The sequence below is a fragment of the Enterococcus raffinosus genome, from assembly GCF_001886185.1.
GTDB classification, from domain to species: Bacteria; Bacillota; Bacilli; order Lactobacillales; family Enterococcaceae; genus Enterococcus_A; species Enterococcus_A raffinosus.
Map to the genome: position 1 here is coordinate 35,251 of NZ_JXLA01000018.1, position 16,512 is coordinate 51,762.

The window sequence follows — 16,512 nt, forward strand, 5'->3', positions numbered from 1 at the left end:
AATGAAGCCTGCATTAGTGGCCGTAAGCTTTGGTACAAGTTATCCAGAAACGAGAAAAAAACGATTGAGGCTGTAGAGAAAAAACTAAGTCAAACGTATCCGAGTTGTGATGTTTTTCGAGCTTTTACTTCTAATAAAGTAATCAAAAAAATCAAAGAACAAGAAAAGACAACCATTTTGACAGTAGATCAACAAATGCAACAATTAATTGATAAAGGTTACGAAGAGGTATATGTTCAACCACTACACATCATTCCTGGAAGTGAATATTCTAAAGCACTTCACCAAGCAATGAGATACAAGAATGACTTTAAAAAATTAGAAGTTGGGCGACCGTTATTAAGTGGTATAGAAGATTATCAAAAGGTTATTGCCTGGTTGGATTTATTAGCGAAGAATCTTGATGAAGACGAGGCTTTGGTTCTTATGGGGCATGGAAGTCAACATTCCTCCTTCACAGTTTATGCCTGTTTAGATCATATGTTAATGGAAAAACCTATTTTTGTTTGCGCAGTGGAAAGCTATCCTGAAATCTCTTCATTGATTGAGCGACTGAAAAAAAGCAGCTATAAAAAAATCAAGTTATATCCGTTAATGCTAGTAGCAGGAGATCACGCAACAAATGATATGGCTTCTGATGACGAAAATTCTTGGAAATCTCAATTGGAACGAACCGGATTTCATGTTGAGACATTTCTTAAGGGAATGGGTGAAGCAACTGAAATTCAGGAACTGTTTATTGAACATGCGGCGATGATAATGAAAGGAAAATCTAATGGCTAAATTCTACGGTGTTGGTACTGGCCCTGGCGCATCGGATTTATTGACAATTCGAGGGAAAGAAGTCATTGAACGGGTGGATTGTCTTTACACTCCAGAACCCAAAAAAGGGGGAAAAAGTCTTGCTTTACAAATCGTGACTCCTTATGTAAGAGAAAGAACGATAATTAAGCAACGATACTTTCCAATGGTTAAAGATTGGGATGAAAAGCAAAAGGCTTGGAATGAAATTGCTAAAGAAATTATTAATGATGTTAAAAGTGGTTTAGATGTCGCCTTTATTACACTTGGAGATCCAATGGTTTATAGCACATACAGTTATTTATTGGAACGAATAGCAGATCACGTTGAAACAGAAACAATACCAGGAATTTCATCTTTTAGTCAAATTTCAAATCACTTACAGATTCCTCTAGTCATTGATGAAGAAAGTTACGCCGTATTACCAGCAACAGCAGAAGAAACAATTCTACAAATGGCTTTAGAGCAACTTTCAACAGTAGTATTGATGAAAGTGTCCATTGCCTTACCTAAAGTATTAAAAATCTTAACAAGATTGGATCTTTTGGAACAAACAATACTAGTCAGCGATTCTTCAATGGAATCAGAAAAAATAGTAATTGGCCTAAGCGAGTTGAATGCAGAAGATGATTTATCATATTTCAGCACGATGATTATTTACAAGAACAGAACGTTGAAAGGATGAAAAAAATGAAGTGGAACCGTAAAACGATGGAAAGACTATTTCTTGCAGTGCTTCTCATGATTTTAATATGGCCTCAAAAGGCTCATGCTATGCATATTATGGAGGGATTCTTACCTCTAGGGTGGTGTTTGTTCTGGTTTGCGGCGTTCATTCCTTTTTTTATCTACGGTTTGATCAGCATACGAAGAACTGTCTCAGATAATCCACAAAACAAAGTTCTGTTAGCTTTTAGTGGGGCATTTATTTTTATCCTATCAGCATTAAAAATTCCTTCAGTAACCGGCTCTACCTCGCATCCGACAGGTGTCGGTATTGGAACGGCTCTATTCGGCCCTGGAGTAATCAGTGTGCTTGGAACGATTTGTTTACTTTTTCAAGCCTTACTTCTTGCGCATGGTGGTATAACAACTTTGGGGGCTAATGCTTTTTCAATGGCGGTAGTAGGTCCTTTCGTAGGCTATGGTGTTTATCTTATTCTAAAAAAAATCAATGTTTCACATTCAATCAGTCTATTTTTATGTGCGTTCATCGCTGATTTAGCAACTTATTTTACCACGTCGCTCCAATTGGGTCTTGTTTTTCCAGATCCTTCTTCAGGTGTTGTAGGAGCAATTATGAAATTTGTAGGAGTCTTCATGTTAACACAGATTCCAATAGCTATTGCCGAAGGTCTATTAACAGTTGTTGCCTACAATTTGATTTCAGCAAATTTTCCTTTTCAAGAGGGAGGTATTTTGAATGATGGAAAAAAATAAATCTAAAACAAGTTTGAATATTATTCTTTTGGTAGCGGTTGCCGTATTAATGATCGGAGCTCTATTAATCAATAAAAATGGAGAATTTGGCGGTTCTGATGGGGAAGCAGAATCGGTTATCACAGAAATCGATCCAAATTATACCCCATGGTTTGATTCGCTATTGGAGCCGAAAAGTGGTGAGATTGAAAGCTTGTTATTTACTCTTCAGGGGAGCTTAGGCGTAGGAATCATTACCTATATTTTAGGGTATTACAAAGGAAAAAAGAAAAATGCTGTTAATTGATAAAATTGCTTACGAAAACAGAATGATTGAGATTTCTCCCGCATCAAAAAGTATTTTGTATTTATTATTACTGATCACCTGTTTTTTAACTCGGCCAATCGTTCAAGGAGGATTAAGTATCGTTATTGGAGTAATTACTATCTATGTTACTAAGATAACTCTAAAAAGGTACCTTAAATGGTTACTTGTTCCCGCTCCTTTTTTAGTGATAAGTATTTTGACTGTTTTATTTTCGTTTAGTTCAAGTTCAAAAAGCTTTATTTTCGAAATCCCATTATTTAATCACTTTTTAGGAGTAACGCATTCTTCACTTTTAATAGGATTAAAACTTTTCTTCCGATCTTTTAGTTGTTTAGTTTGTACGTATTTCTTTATTCTCACTGTCCCTTTTAGTCAGTTGTTAATAGTAATGAAAAGAGCACACTTTCCAGCGCTGTTAATTGAATTGACGATGCTTATGTATCGATTTATTTTCATTTTTGCGAATGAATTTTTAGTTATTAAGCGAGCACAAGACATGCGGTTTGGATTCAAGGGATTGAAAAACAGCTATCAATCATTGGGTGTTTTGATAAAGATGTTGTTCTTCCAGACATTTGATCGTTTTAACAAAATGATTTTGTCCTTGGAAATGAAATTTTTTGACGGTGACTTTCCACTGTAATAATCAAAATGAAAGAAGGAACCAAAATGTTTAAAGTAACCGATTTATGTATCAGTTACGAAAATCAAACAGATGTATTGCATCACCTTTCTCTGGATTTTAGCAATCATAAAGCTGTAGGGGTTTTAGGTGCAAATGGTTCTGGAAAATCGACTTTATTTGCGGCAATTGTTGGTCTGTTGCGTCCGAATCAAGGTGAGATTATCTATGAGAATCGCCCATTAGATTATAATAAATCAGCATTATATCAATATCGTCAAGAAGTAGGGATTGTATTTCAGGAACCTGAACATCAAATCTTTTATTCTATCGTAGAGGATGATGTGTCTTTTGCTTTGAAAAACCTTGGGATTAAGCAGGCTCAGATAGAAAGTAGAATGAAGGAAGTTTTTTCGCTGCTGAATATTGAACATTTAAAAAAGAAACCTGTTCAGTACTTGAGCTACGGTCAAAAGAAGAAAGTAGCGATTGCAAGTGTCCTGATGCTTAAAACTAAGTGGCTACTGCTAGACGAACCGACTTCGGGACTAGATCCGGCTGGAAAGCAGCAGATGATAGAAATTATTTCTCAACTAATACAGCAAGGAACCAGAATCATTTTATCTAGTCATGACATGGATTTAATGTACGAGGTTTGCGATTACCTATATGTGATTGATAAAGGAACAATTATTCAAGAGGGAAGTTCTGATCAAGTTTTTTTAGATGGAGAATTATTAAAGCAGGCTGGTCTGGAGCAACCTTGGTTAGTAAAGGTACATCAGCAACTAGGGTTTCCACTTGTCAAGAATCAACAAGAATTCATGCAGATAAAACTAGAAGGCGAGGTGAAATAATGGGTAAAAGTTTAATGATTCAAGGGACGGCTTCAGATTCTGGCAAGAGTATTTTGGTTGCTGGCTTGTGTAGAATCTTTCATCAAGATGGATTAAAGGTGATGCCATTTAAATCTCAAAATATGGCGCTTAACTCTTACATTACTCTACAAGGCAAAGAAATGGGACGTGCACAAGTTTTCCAAGCAGAAGCAGCCGGAGTTGAACCAGATGTACGAATGAATCCTATCTTATTGAAACCAACTTCAGATCGTAAATCACAAGTTATTTTCAAGGGTAAAGTTCTCTGTGATATGGATGCAGTTGAATATCATGAATACAAACCACGACTAATCGAGAAAATTTCTGACTTATATCAAGAGTTAGTACGGGAAAATGATGTGATTGTGCTTGAAGGCGCCGGTAGTCCTGCCGAAATCAATTTAAATAGTCGTGATATCGCTAATATGGGCATGGCTAAAATTGCGGATGCGCCTGTTCTTTTAGTGGCAGATATTGACAAAGGTGGTGTTTTTGCTTCTATTTATGGAACGGTTCATTTATTGGAACCAGAAGATAGAGCAAGGATTAAAGGAATCATTATTAATAAATTTCGCGGTGACATTGCCTTGTTAGATCCTGGACTAAAAATGATTGAGGATTTAACAGATATTCCAGTGGTCGGAGTTATTCCTTATGCGCAATTAAATATTGAAGATGAAGATAGTGTTGCTTTGTCAAAAGTAAATCGTTCGTACAACACTCAAAAAGAATTAGATATTGCCGTAATCGGATTATCTAAAATGTCTAATTTTACAGATTTTAAGAGCTTAGAAAGTGAACCAGATGTCTCTGTTCGATATGTTTTTCCTGGAGATAAGTTGGGCAACCCTGACATAGTTATTTTGCCGGGAAGTAAAAATACTCTTGAAGATTGTTTGTACTTGAAGGAATCAGGTTTAGCAAAAGAAATACAACGTGTTCGTACGGAAGGTAAGATGATTTTCGGTATTTGTGGCGGGTTTCAACTATTAGGGAAGATGCTGCATGACCCTCAGCAAATTGAGTCTACTCATGGTAGTCTCCAAGGACTTGGATTGTTAGATACAGAGACTTATTTTGAATCCCAAAAAACGACCACTAGAGTAGAGGCCAAAATTGGAGAAACAATAATCAACGGCTACGAAATTCATATGGGCAGAACAGAAAATTATGAACAGCAGTACTTCGCCCACGTTTTCTCTGAAAATGGTAAGAAGACTTCAAAATATGATGGCGCTATTAGCTCGGATAAGCTTGTTGTCGGAACGTATCTTCATGGAGTATTTGATAATACTGCTTGGAGACGTTCGCTGTTGAATCAAGTTCGAGAAGTGAAGGGATTGCAACCAATCAAGGAAATTGCTGTACCTTACGATGAGTATAAGAATCAACAGTATGACAGATTAGCAGATTTGATTCGCGAAAATGTGGATTTAGAAAAAATTTATCAAATTATTAGTCAGGAGGAGGTGTCCGTATGAGTATTTATACGCGATACGGAGATCAAGGCTTTACTCGGCTAGTTGGTGGTGGCAGGGCAAAAAAGAATGCTCCTCGTGTTCAGACATATGGGGCTATTGATACGCTGAATGCTCAAGTTGGATTGACGATTGCGGGCTTAGAGAAAGAAGATTTATTATATGCTGAACTAGTCCAAGTTCAACAATGGATTTTTGATTGTGGGAGCGATTTTGCCACTCCTGAGGAAAAACGTCCATACAAAGTTGAAGGAAAACTAATCAAATGGCTTGAAGAGAAGATTGATTTATATTGGAGTAAATTGCCAAAGATTAATCAATTTATTTTGCCGGGAGGAACTGTTGCAGCCGCAAATTTACATCTTTGTCGTTGTTTCACTCGCGAGGCTGAACGGAATGCTGTAGATTTATTCGAGCATCAGGAGGCTGTAAACATGGAGGCGTTGAAATTTTTGAACCGTTTATCTGATTACTTTTTTGTATTGGCTCGATGGGTCAATAATCAGGCTGGGCAATCAGAAATTTTTTATGAAAATAGTGTCTCTGTGTTTAATAGAAAAAAATGATTCAGAAAAGAGCTATCTGAATGAAAGAAGGATGAGAATGAAGAAGCTGAAAGTAGGAACGCGAGGTAGTAAGCTAGCGACGACACAAACAAAACAAGCTCTAGCTATTTTTAAAAAGTATAACCCGGATGTAGAGGTAGAACTTGTAAAGATCAAAACCAAAGGAGATCATTTGGCTACCCACAACTTGCAAGCGATTGGTGGGCAGGGCTGTTTTGTTAGAGAATTGGAATATCAACTTCGTGTTGGAAATATTGATTTTGCTATACATAGTTTGAAGGATATTCCTACGACGATACATGATGAACTGATTCTCGCTTGTGTGATGAAGCGTCATTCACCAACGGATGCTCTTATTATCAAGGAAGTCGGATATACCTTGAACTCTTTGCCTAGAAATGCCGTCGTTGGTACAAGCAGTCTACGCAGAAAGGCACAGCTATTACATGCTCGTCCAGATTTTAACATTCAACCAATAAGAGGAAATATAGATACTAGAATTCGCAAAATGAATGAGGGTCAATATGATGCCATTGTGTTGGCCTTAGCAGGATTAGAAAGACTGGGCTTGGATCAAAGTGTTTATCACCAAGAACTTTCGCCTAAAATTATGCTGCCAGCCATTGGACAAGGGGCCATAGCTTTGGAATGTCGCAAAGATAACAAAGAAGTACTAACCATGCTCAAAAAAATGGAGCACAAAGAAACAGCTATAGCAGTAACAGCAGAGCGAGCTTTTTTAAATAGCATGGACGGCAGTTGTACTTTTCCTGTAGGAGCCTACAGCCTTCCAAAAGCCAACACGTATGAATTAACAGGAATGATCGGTAGTGAAAATGGGGAAATTATTCTAAAAGAAACGATGCAGGGGAATGATCCAGTAATTTTGGGGAAAGCTGTAGCGGCCAAAATGATCCAGCAAGGTGCAATTTCATTGATTGAGGAGTGTAAAAACGATCAAAAAGAAACTTTTATACACTAGAGAATCACCGATGCCAGAAGCTATTCGACAAAGATTTGCGCAAGAAGATACTGAAGTAATTTCTATTCCATTGAATAGAACAATACCTTTGCCTCATCAGCGTCTAGAGAAAAACTATGAGTGGATTTTTTTCACTAGTGCGAACGCAGTAAAGTATTTTAATTTTGCTCAACTAAACAAACAAGCTAAAGTGCTCGCGATTGGCAATCAGACAAAAAAAGTGCTGAATGAGTTAAATATTAATGTAGACTTTCAACCAAAAGAGGGATTTTCAGAAGGTCTAGTTGAAGAATGGCTTAGCTTGGCGAAGACAAAGCAACGTGTTTTTTGGCCTCATTCATTTAATGCCAAACGTGTAATTTATAATGCATTAACAAATCGAGGGCACATCGTATTCGAACAGGTAACCTATAAAAATGAATTTTTAGTAAGGGATCAAGAACGCTTGAAAGAGCTATTGTTGAGTGAAACACTTGATTATGTTCTATTTGCTAGTCCTTCAGCATGGAATTCTTTTTCAAAGATAATTAAAGATTTTCAACAATTACCGGATGATTTTTGGAAGCGTATAAAAATTGCTGCTATTGGACCTGTGACGGCGAAAGTAATAGAAATGGAACATCATTCTGTTACCGTCCAACCCCAAATATATGATATGCAGCATTTATATGAGTGTCTATTACAAGACATTAGGGAAAGAGGGTGAGAAAGCCGTGCCAGCAAGCAAATATCGTGATTTGTCTATTATTCCTATTTCTGGTGAAAAAAAATTAGTGATCGCTTGTGATTCAACTGCGGGTATAGGCGAGAAGCAACAAGATATCGTTGAGATTGATCCGGCAATTACGGCAGCATATTGTTTACGCGTTCCTTTGATGGAATTGTTTTGTTTTGGAGCAGAACCAATAGCTGTGATTGATTTGATCGGTAATGAGTATGAAACAACTGGGAGGCGTATGCTCAAAGGGATCAAGAAGGAATTAGAAAAAGCAGATCTTACCCATTTACCGCTAAATGGAAGTACGGAGGAAAACATAGAGACAAAAACTACGAGTCTAGGAATTACAGTGATTGCTGAGATGACTTCAGAAAAAGAAACGTTCAGAATGAGTGAAGCCTGCAGTCTTTTACAACTAGGCCAACCCTTTGTTGGAGAAATGGTAAGAAGAAATACTCAAAATATCTTTTCTTACCCTTTAGTAAAAGCACTTAAGGCAGAACATGGTGTTTTAGATATGCTTCCTGTGGGGTCAAAGGGAATTCGTTTTGAGGCCGAATTAATGACTGAGGGATCAGATTTTTATGTAGAATTTATAGAAGAAAAAGAGCTTGATTGTTCTGCTGGGCCAGCAACAGTCGTATTGCTGGCGGTAAGAACGAAAGATGAAATAGATATCTTAACTCGCTACCCTGAATTAAAGAAAATCGGTGAATTCATAAAGGAGTGAACGATTGTGGGAGAAATTACGCTAGTGACCGGTGGCGCGCGGAGTGGAAAGTCAGCTTTTGCCGAAAGTTTGCTTGATACAAAAGTAAACGTCAACTACATTGCTACGAACTGTATAGCACAGGACGAGGAAATGAGAATTCGTATTCTACACCATAAAAAAAGACGGTCTAAAAATTGGTCAACTAGCGAAACTTATTTGAATGTTGCCGATGTCATTGAAGAAAAGACTGTTTCGGCTCATTTACTTGATTGTGCGACGATGTTAACTACAAATTTCTTTTTTCATTTAATGAAGGAACAATTTGATGAAGATTATGAAGTCATTGATAAAGAAATTGCTAGGCTTTCTGAAAAAGAGAAGGAAGATATTGAAGCAAAACTTTTAATTCAATGGGAAAAAATTCTAGTCGCAGCAAAACATAGTTCCTCGCATCTAATTGTGGTAACTAATGAAGTTGGCTTAGGCATTGTACCAGAAAATTCTTTTTCTCGTTGGTTTAGAGATGTTTTAGGGCATGTCAATCAAATCTTAGGAAAGGAAGCGGATAAGGCATACTTAGTGATAGCCGGTATTCCCATGAAGATCAAATGATAGATAGCATAATTCTCTATTTTCAATTTTTTACTCGAATACCTATACCTGTAGTAATTGGCGAGCCTGAAATGAAAATGCGTTCTGGGGTTCGTTTTTTTTCGCTGTTCGGATTAATGCTTGGATTTCTTGAAGCAATAGTCTATTGGGGAATTCAGCATTTTTTTGGAGCAAGTATTTCATGGATTATTATCCTTTTTTTCGATGTTATGCTGACAGGTGGTTTTCACTTAGATGCCCTATCAGATATGGCAGATGGACTTTTTTCGTCACGACAAAAAGAGCGGATGCTTGAGATCATGAAAGACAGCAGAGTAGGAAGTAATGGCGTCTTAGCCATTGTTTTTTATTATTTATTTTTGTTATTCAGTTTTTTTACACTAGTGCCACATCTTCAATATACACAGCAAGCAGTCATTGTTTTGCTGTTGAATCTTATTGGAAAAAATAGCATCAGTCTTCTATTTTATCAAATGTGCTATGCAGGAAGTAACACAGAAGGATTAGGAACAACCTTTCTAAATGTAAAAAATCATGAAATAGGTCTATGTCAACTCTTGTCTTTCTTAACATTGGTTCTTTTTTTAGGAAAGGTTGGTATTGTCTGTTATGTGACAACTGTACTTATGACTTTTTTTTATCGTAGGTTGGTGATAAGTAAAGTTGGCGGCTTCAACGGAGACACACTAGGAGCTTCTTCCCCAATTTCACAATGCGTGTATATGCTAACACTGGTCTTAATGCGGGGATTCTTATGAAAATATATTTAATGCGGCATGGAGAAACAGAATTTAATCGATGCCATTTGTTTTATGGAAAAACAGATATATCATTGAACGATCAAGGGATTGAACAAGCCAAATTACTAGCAAAAAAGTTCGAAAGAATGAATAATAATTTGATTGTTTATACGAGTACGTTAAGGCGAACAATCGAAACGGCACGAATAGTTTTTCCAGATAAGAAAATCCTTTCTTTAAGGAATTTAGACGAGAAGGATTTTGGCATATGGGAAGGAATGTCAGCGGACCAAATTAATTCAGCTTTTCCTCTTGAATGGGAGCAATGGTTAACGTCACCCTTTGAATATACGCCTAAAAATGCTGAAAAATTTTCGGATTTTCAACGGCGTGTGTTGACTATTTTTGAAATATTGTTGAACCAAAAGAAAGACTTTGCTATTGTTGGACATCTTGGCGTACTACGGACTATTTTAATGGAATACTTTCCAGAGTTTGACTTTTGGGAAATAAATGTGGATCAGGGAAATTATTCATTGATAGAAGTAGAAAACGGTACTTTCACTTTTATAAAATGGAATATAGGAGTATGATTGAAGATCGTTTCTTTGCGAACGGTCTTTTTTTATCAAAAAATTCTTAAAAAAAACAATATATCCAGAAACGAATAGAATTTTAATATAAACTGAGTGAAGAATAATTGAATGGTCATCAATCTAGTTGAAGTTTAGAATTATTTGACTTCTTTGGTGTTGCAGAGAGGATTTTAGTATGAAAATTTTCAAACGTGTTATCTTAATTGTGTTAGGAATTTTGCTTGTTTTTGAGTGCTATCTCATTTTTTCATTTTTGCAGGGATATGAATCAACAAAACATGCCCAATCAAAACAAACAATTGCCTTTAATGGAGAAGAAGCCCCTGATCAAAATGATTTAAACATCTTGATTATAGGGACAGATTCTCGTGGAGAAGATCGTGGGCGTTCTGACTCACTAATGATTGCCCACTATGATCAAAAGAAGGAACAACCTAAGTTGGTTTCAATCATGAGAGATAGTTATGTAGATATTCCTGATCATGGCAAGGATAAAATAAATGCCGCATATTCATATGGTGGAATTGAATTAGTGAGAAAAACATTAAAGGAAAATTTTGATATACCAATTGAGTATTACGTCACGATTGATTTCGATCATTTTAAGGATGCAATTGATAGTTTATTTCCAAAAGGGGTAACTATAGATGCAGAAAAGGATTTAGATTTGGATCAAGTCTATATTAAATCCGGAAAACAAAAAATGGATGGCAATACTTTGTTGCAATATTCTCGCTTCCGTGAGGATGAAGAAGGCGATTTTGGTCGTATTCGTAGACAGCAGCAAGTTCTATCCGCTATTTCTCAACAAGTTACAAGCGTAACTTCATTAAGTAAATTACCGCAAACTACTGGAAAATTATTAGGCTATGTTGACACAAATTTACCTGAAAGTACGATTTTGAGTGTTGGAAAAGACTTTGCTCTTGGAAACACTAAAAAAGTCGAAACACTATCTATTCCAATCGATAAGTCGTGGGAGTTTAATAATGACACGCCTAGTGGAAGTGTGTTGGAAATTGATTCTGAGGTAAATGCGAAAGCGATTAATAAATTTCTGACGGAGTAAGCTTTTTACAATCGGCCAGCAAATACTTTGCTGGCTTATTCATTATTAAATCCTATAGTTCACTAATAAAAACACTAATTATGATAGAATACTTCTGTTACTATTTAATAGAAGAAAGAGGAATACAATGACACAATCAACTTCAGCTTATATTCACATTCCTTTTTGTGAACACATCTGTTATTACTGTGATTTCAATAAGGTTTTTCTTGAAGGTCAGCCTGTAGATGAATATATTGACGCTTTATTAAAGGAAGCGCGTTTCACCCTTGAACAAAATCCAATCGATAATATGAAGACACTCTACATTGGAGGTGGAACACCAACTTCATTGAACGCTCTACAGCTAGATCGATTATTAAGTGGCTTGCGAGAAATACTCCCATATACAGAAGGTGAATTCACAATTGAAGCAAACCCCGGTGATCTTTCCGCTGATAAATTGGATGTAATGAAAAATTATGAGGTTAATCGAGTGTCGATGGGTGTTCAAACCTTTGATGATCGTTTATTAAAAAAAATAGGCCGTAAACATACAGCACAGGATGTCTATCAAACCATTCAATTGTTAGAGGAAAAAGAGTTTCAGAATGTGACAATTGATTTAATCTATGCTCTGCCAGGCCAAAGTTTGGAAAGCTTTCGGGATACTGTGACCCGCGCATTGGAATTAGATTTACCACATTACGCATTGTACTCATTAATTTTAGAAAACCAGACAATGTTTATGAATTGGGTACGGCGCGGAAAAATGCATCTGCCGGAGCAAGAATTAGAAGCACAAATGTACGCCGAAACGATTGAAGCGATGGAAAAAGCAGGGCGAAAGCAATATGAAATCAGTAATTTTGCTAAACCAGGATTTGAAAGTCAACACAATCTTGTATATTGGAACAATCAGAATTATTTTGGGCTTGGTGCAGGTGCCAGCGGGTATATTGGAAATCGGCGCTATAAAAATCGTGGACCTATTCAGCATTATTTGAAATCATTGAATGAAGAAAAATTACCAGTGCTTGAAGAAGAACAGGTCTCTCTTTATGAGCAGATTGAAGAAGAGATGTTTTTAGGCTTAAGAAAAATTTTAGGTATAGAAAAGGCTGTTTTTTTCGAGCGCTTCGGTCATAGCATGTCAGAGATCTATGGTGAAGTTATTAACGATTTGAAGGAGCAAAACCTTTTAGTAGAGACGGATTCACGCGTCTTTTTAACACGACAAGGATTATTTAGAGGAAATGACGTTTTCGAGAAGTTTCTATTGAGCAAACCCAATTAGCACTCTCGCATATCGAGTGCTAATTTTTTGTATTTTTTTCTTGACTTATAAAGCAGATGTGGTATATTAATAATCGAGTTAGCACTTAAAAAGAAAGAGTGCTAACTAAAGGATGAGAAGAATGTTAACGGAAAGACAGAAACTGATTCTCAGCTTAATCATCCAAGACTTTACCAACACAGGGCAGCCGGTTGGCTCAAAAAGTTTGATGGAAGAAGGCGTAAAAGCAAGTTCCGCGACTATCCGAAATGATATGAAAGCTTTAGAAGAATTGGGTCTACTAGAAAAAACTCATTCTTCTTCTGGAAGAATTCCTTCTGCATTAGGCTATCGTTATTATGTGGATCATTTACTGACGCCAGCAAAGGTGAGTAATCAAGAAGTAGATCAGATACGCAGATCGTTAAAGAAAGATATCCATGAAATTGATGATATCATTCAACAATCTGCCAAAATACTTTCACAAGTTACAAGCTATACGGCGTTTTCGTTAGGTCCTGAAATGAAAGATCGAACATTGACTGGTTTCAGAATCGTTCCATTGAATGACCGGCAGATTTTGGCGATCATCGTTACGGATAAGGGGAATGTTGAAAGCCAAGTTTTTCGCATACCTGAAAATGTTGATAGTCAAGACTTGGAAAAAATGGTTCGAATAATTAACGATCGTTTAGTTGGACAGCCTTTGGTGAGTGTTTATCAAAAGTTGAGAACCGAAATTCCAATGATCTTACATCGTTATTTCCAAACAACTGAAGGAATAAGTCATCTATTTGATGTGGTATTGAATGATGCTTTTGAGGACAAAGTGTTTGTGAGTGGGCGGATGAATATTTTGAATTTTAATCCAGACCAAGATCTCAGCCACGTGAAGTCAATGTATTCCTTGATGCAGAATTCTGATGAGCTGACCCAACTATTATTACCTTCTGATAATAATATTCATGTCCGGATCGGAACTGAAATGGGGAATGACTTGTTTGATCATCTAAGCATGATTCAGGCTAATTATGAAATACGTGGTCATGGTCGAGGAACCATTGCATTGTTAGGACCTACGTCCATGCCATATTCCAAAATTTTCGGTTTATTGGAAGTATTCCGATACGAGTTGACAAATGCATTGGACGATTATTATCGTTCTTTGGATTTATATCACTAGAAACGATTCCTAAAAAGAAAGGGAGTAGGCGTAGTGGCAGAAGAAAAGAAACAAGAAGTTGAAGAAGAATTAGATGAAGTTGAAACAACTGAAAATGATTCGAACGAAAAAGAAGCGGAAGAGATAGATATTCCTGAAGTTTCTGAAGTTGAGGAACTAACAAGCAAGTTTAACGAAATGGAAGACAAATTCCTAAGAGCTCGTGCTGAAATTGCGAATATGTCTAACCGCAACAAAAACGAACGTGAACAATTAGTTCGATATCGTTCACAAGATCTCGGGAAAAAATTATTACCTGCGATCGATAATTTAGAGAGAGCCCTAGCAACTGAAGTTACGGATGATCAAGGAGCCAGCTTAAAAAAAGGTGTTGAAATGGTTCTTGAAAGTTTAACAGTTGCTTTAAAAGAAGAAGGCATTACAGAAATTAAAGCTGAAGGTGAAACTTTTGACCCTAATCTGCATCAGGCAGTCCAAACTGTTCCTGCGGAGGGTGATGTTGAACCTGATACGGTTGTTAATGTTTTGCAAAAAGGGTATCAGCTACATGATCGCGTGTTGCGTCCAGCAATGGTGATTGTAGCACAATAAATATAGAGACTACTAAATTAAACATATAATAGAAAAGGAGATTTTCAATTATGAGTAAAATTATTGGTATTGACTTAGGTACTACAAATTCAGCAGTTGCTGTTTTAGAAGGCGGAGAAGCTAAAATCATCACTAATCCTGAGGGAAATCGTACAACACCTTCAGTCGTTTCATTTAAAAATGGTGAAATTCAAGTTGGTGAAGTAGCGAAACGTCAAGCAGTAACAAACCCAAACACGATTTCTTCAATTAAACGTCATATGGGTGAAGCTGGCTATAAAGTAGAAGCAGACGGAAAATCTTATACACCACAAGAAATCTCTGCAATGGTTCTACAATACATTAAAGGTTTTGCTGAAGACTATTTAGGTGAAAAAGTTGAAAAAGCAGTTATCACTGTTCCAGCTTATTTCAATGATTCACAACGTCAAGCAACAAAAGATGCTGGTAAAATTGCTGGATTAGAAGTTGAACGTATCGTCAACGAACCAACTGCAGCAGCTTTAGCATATGGGTTAGATAAAACAGATAAAGACGAAAAAATCCTAGTATTTGACCTTGGTGGTGGTACTTTCGACGTATCTATCCTAGAATTAGGCGATGGCGTCTTTGATGTATTGTCAACTGCTGGTGATAACAGTCTAGGTGGGGATGACTTTGATAACAAGATCATTGATTATTTAGTTGCTGATTTCAAACAAGCAAACGGTATTGATTTATCTAAAGACAAAATGGCAATGCAACGTTTGAAAGATGCTGCTGAAAAAGCTAAAAAAGATTTGTCTGGCGTTAGCTCAACTCAAATTAGCTTACCATTTATCACTGCTGGAGATGCTGGTCCATTGCATTTAGAAACAACTCTTTCACGTGCAAAATTTGACGAAATCACGGCTGATTTAGTAGAACGTACAAAAGCCCCTGTTCGTCAAGCTTTGAAAGATGCTGGATTAAGTCAATCTGATATTGACGAAGTTATTCTAGTTGGTGGTTCTACTCGTATTCCAGCTGTTGTTGAAGCGGTACGTAAAGAAACTGGAAAAGAACCAAACAAATCAGTTAACCCAGATGAAGTTGTAGCTATGGGTGCAGCCATTCAAGGTGGGGTTATCACTGGTGATGTCAAAGACGTAGTATTGCTAGATGTAACACCATTATCATTAGGTATTGAAACTATGGGTGGTGTGTTCACGAAACTAATTGATCGTAACACAACAATCCCAACAAGCAAATCACAAGTATTCTCAACGGCCGCTGACAATCAACCAGCCGTAGACATTCATGTTTTACAAGGTGAACGTCCAATGGCAGCAGACAATAAAACATTAGGTCGTTTCCAATTGACTGATATTCCTGCGGCACCACGTGGAATTCCTCAAATCGAAGTATCCTTCGATATTGATAAAAACGGGATTGTAAATGTTTCTGCGAAAGACTTGGGAACACAAAAGGAACAAAAAATCACAATTAAATCTTCATCAGGTTTATCAGATGATGAAATCGAACGTATGGTGAAAGATGCTGAAGCAAATGCTGATGCAGATAAAGCTCGTAAAGAAGAAGTAGATTTACGTAATGATGTAGATGCTTTGCTATTCTCTGTTGATAAAACATTGAAAGAATTAGAAGGCAAAGTGGATGCTGACGAAGTTAAGAAAGCGGAAGATGCTCGTGACGAATTAAAAGCGGCAGTTGAAGCAAACGATATCGAACAAATGAAGGAAAAACGTGACGCATTGAACGAAATCGTACAAAACTTAACAGTTAAACTTTATGAACAAGCAGCACAACAACAAGCTGAGGCTGATCCAAACGCAGCTCAAGGCGGCGCGGATGATGTCGTGGATGCTGATTTTGAAGAAGTTAACGATGACGACAAATAATTGATTCGTTGATAAAGGCCAAAGTCATCGCTTTGGTCTTTTTTCTTTCAAGATTAGCCATTCCTTTAGAAAAAATCTAAGA

At 36.8% G+C, this 16,512-nt stretch carries 18 protein-coding genes and 1 pseudogene; all 19 read left to right on the plus strand.

Translation table 11 applies throughout. From position 1 onward, the window contains the following. The first annotated feature begins 1 nt into the window (after nt 1). The 19 genes and pseudogenes from RV13_RS11195 (at nt 2) to dnaK (ending at nt 16,430) form a co-directional block, all read left to right on the plus strand. Nucleotides 2–783: pseudogene (locus tag RV13_RS11195) on the plus strand (sirohydrochlorin cobaltochelatase). Next, nucleotides 776–1,486: a cobalt-factor II C(20)-methyltransferase gene (locus RV13_RS11200; RefSeq protein ID WP_010744581.1), complete on the plus strand. Its 711-nt coding sequence runs from the start codon at nt 776–778 to the stop codon at nt 1,484–1,486. Before RV13_RS11195 ends, RV13_RS11200 begins: the two are co-directional and overlap by 8 nt. After that, complete coding sequence (locus RV13_RS11205; protein ID WP_028020549.1) at nt 1,483–2,241, plus strand: energy-coupling factor ABC transporter permease; 759 nt, start codon at nt 1,483–1,485, stop codon at nt 2,239–2,241. Before RV13_RS11200 ends, RV13_RS11205 begins: the two co-directional genes overlap by 4 nt. Further along, nucleotides 2,228–2,527 carry an energy-coupling factor ABC transporter substrate-binding protein gene (locus RV13_RS11210; RefSeq protein ID WP_035016513.1) on the plus strand — a complete coding sequence of 100 codons (300 nt, stop codon included), beginning with the start codon at nt 2,228–2,230 and terminating at the stop codon, nt 2,525–2,527. Before RV13_RS11205 ends, RV13_RS11210 begins: the two co-directional genes overlap by 14 nt. 22 nt (nt 2,528–2,549) lie before the next feature. Continuing rightward, nucleotides 2,550–3,191, plus strand: coding sequence for a cobalt ECF transporter T component CbiQ (gene cbiQ, locus RV13_RS11215; protein ID WP_231371789.1), 642 nt, complete (start codon nt 2,550–2,552; stop codon nt 3,189–3,191). A 26-nt stretch (nt 3,192–3,217) separates the two neighbouring features. Beyond that, nucleotides 3,218–4,027: an ATP-binding cassette domain-containing protein gene (locus RV13_RS11220; protein ID WP_010744585.1), complete on the plus strand. Its 810-nt coding sequence runs from the start codon at nt 3,218–3,220 to the stop codon at nt 4,025–4,027. After that, the gene (locus RV13_RS11225) at nt 4,027–5,529 is read left to right on the plus strand and encodes a cobyric acid synthase (RefSeq protein WP_010744586.1); all 1,503 of its coding nucleotides are present in this window, start codon (nt 4,027–4,029) and stop codon (nt 5,527–5,529) included. Before RV13_RS11220 ends, RV13_RS11225 begins: the two co-directional genes overlap by 1 nt. Continuing rightward, nucleotides 5,526–6,092: a cob(I)yrinic acid a,c-diamide adenosyltransferase gene (locus RV13_RS11230; protein ID WP_010744587.1), complete on the plus strand. Its 567-nt coding sequence runs from the start codon at nt 5,526–5,528 to the stop codon at nt 6,090–6,092. The genes RV13_RS11225 and RV13_RS11230 overlap by 4 nt, the downstream gene beginning before the upstream one ends. Before the next feature lie 37 nt (nt 6,093–6,129). Continuing rightward, entirely contained in the window at nt 6,130–7,074 is a 945-nt protein-coding gene (gene hemC, locus RV13_RS11235; protein ID WP_010744588.1) for a hydroxymethylbilane synthase, read from the plus strand. A 10-nt stretch (nt 7,075–7,084) separates the two neighbouring features. After that, a complete protein-coding gene (locus tag RV13_RS11240) occupies nt 7,085–7,780 on the plus strand; it encodes a uroporphyrinogen-III synthase (RefSeq protein WP_010744589.1) in 696 nt (231 codons plus the stop codon). After that, nucleotides 7,743–8,522 carry an AIR synthase related protein gene (locus tag RV13_RS11245; RefSeq protein WP_010744590.1) on the plus strand — a complete coding sequence of 260 codons (780 nt, stop codon included), beginning with the start codon at nt 7,743–7,745 and terminating at the stop codon, nt 8,520–8,522. Before RV13_RS11240 ends, RV13_RS11245 begins: the two co-directional genes overlap by 38 nt. 6 nt (nt 8,523–8,528) lie before the next feature. Next, nucleotides 8,529–9,116, plus strand: a complete 588-nt coding sequence (gene cobU, locus RV13_RS11250; protein WP_010744591.1) for a bifunctional adenosylcobinamide kinase/adenosylcobinamide-phosphate guanylyltransferase — start codon at nt 8,529–8,531, stop codon at nt 9,114–9,116. Further along, nucleotides 9,113–9,874 (plus strand): adenosylcobinamide-GDP ribazoletransferase, encoded by a 762-nt coding sequence (gene cobS / locus RV13_RS11255; RefSeq protein ID WP_010744592.1) that lies wholly within the window; start codon nt 9,113–9,115, stop codon nt 9,872–9,874. The genes cobU and cobS overlap by 4 nt, the downstream gene beginning before the upstream one ends. Next, nucleotides 9,871–10,449, plus strand: a complete 579-nt coding sequence (locus tag RV13_RS11260) for a histidine phosphatase family protein (protein ID WP_010744593.1) — start codon at nt 9,871–9,873, stop codon at nt 10,447–10,449. The genes cobS and RV13_RS11260 overlap by 4 nt, the downstream gene beginning before the upstream one ends. A gap of 178 nt (nt 10,450–10,627) precedes the next feature. Beyond that, complete coding sequence (locus RV13_RS11265; RefSeq protein WP_010744594.1) at nt 10,628–11,521, plus strand: LCP family protein; 894 nt, start codon at nt 10,628–10,630, stop codon at nt 11,519–11,521. 127 nt (nt 11,522–11,648) lie between these two features. Continuing rightward, nucleotides 11,649–12,797: a radical SAM family heme chaperone HemW gene (gene hemW / locus RV13_RS11270; RefSeq protein WP_010744595.1), complete on the plus strand. Its 1,149-nt coding sequence runs from the start codon at nt 11,649–11,651 to the stop codon at nt 12,795–12,797. A 121-nt stretch (nt 12,798–12,918) separates the two neighbouring features. After that, the gene (hrcA, locus tag RV13_RS11275; protein ID WP_010744596.1) at nt 12,919–13,959 is read left to right on the plus strand and encodes a heat-inducible transcriptional repressor HrcA; all 1,041 of its coding nucleotides are present in this window, start codon (nt 12,919–12,921) and stop codon (nt 13,957–13,959) included. Between the two features lie 33 nt (nt 13,960–13,992). Beyond that, nucleotides 13,993–14,550, plus strand: a complete 558-nt coding sequence (gene grpE, locus RV13_RS11280; protein WP_010744597.1) for a nucleotide exchange factor GrpE — start codon at nt 13,993–13,995, stop codon at nt 14,548–14,550. 50 nt (nt 14,551–14,600) lie between these two features. Beyond that, nucleotides 14,601–16,430 carry a molecular chaperone DnaK gene (gene dnaK, locus RV13_RS11285; RefSeq protein WP_010744598.1) on the plus strand — a complete coding sequence of 610 codons (1,830 nt, stop codon included), beginning with the start codon at nt 14,601–14,603 and terminating at the stop codon, nt 16,428–16,430. Nucleotides 16,431–16,512: the final 82 nt, after the last annotated feature.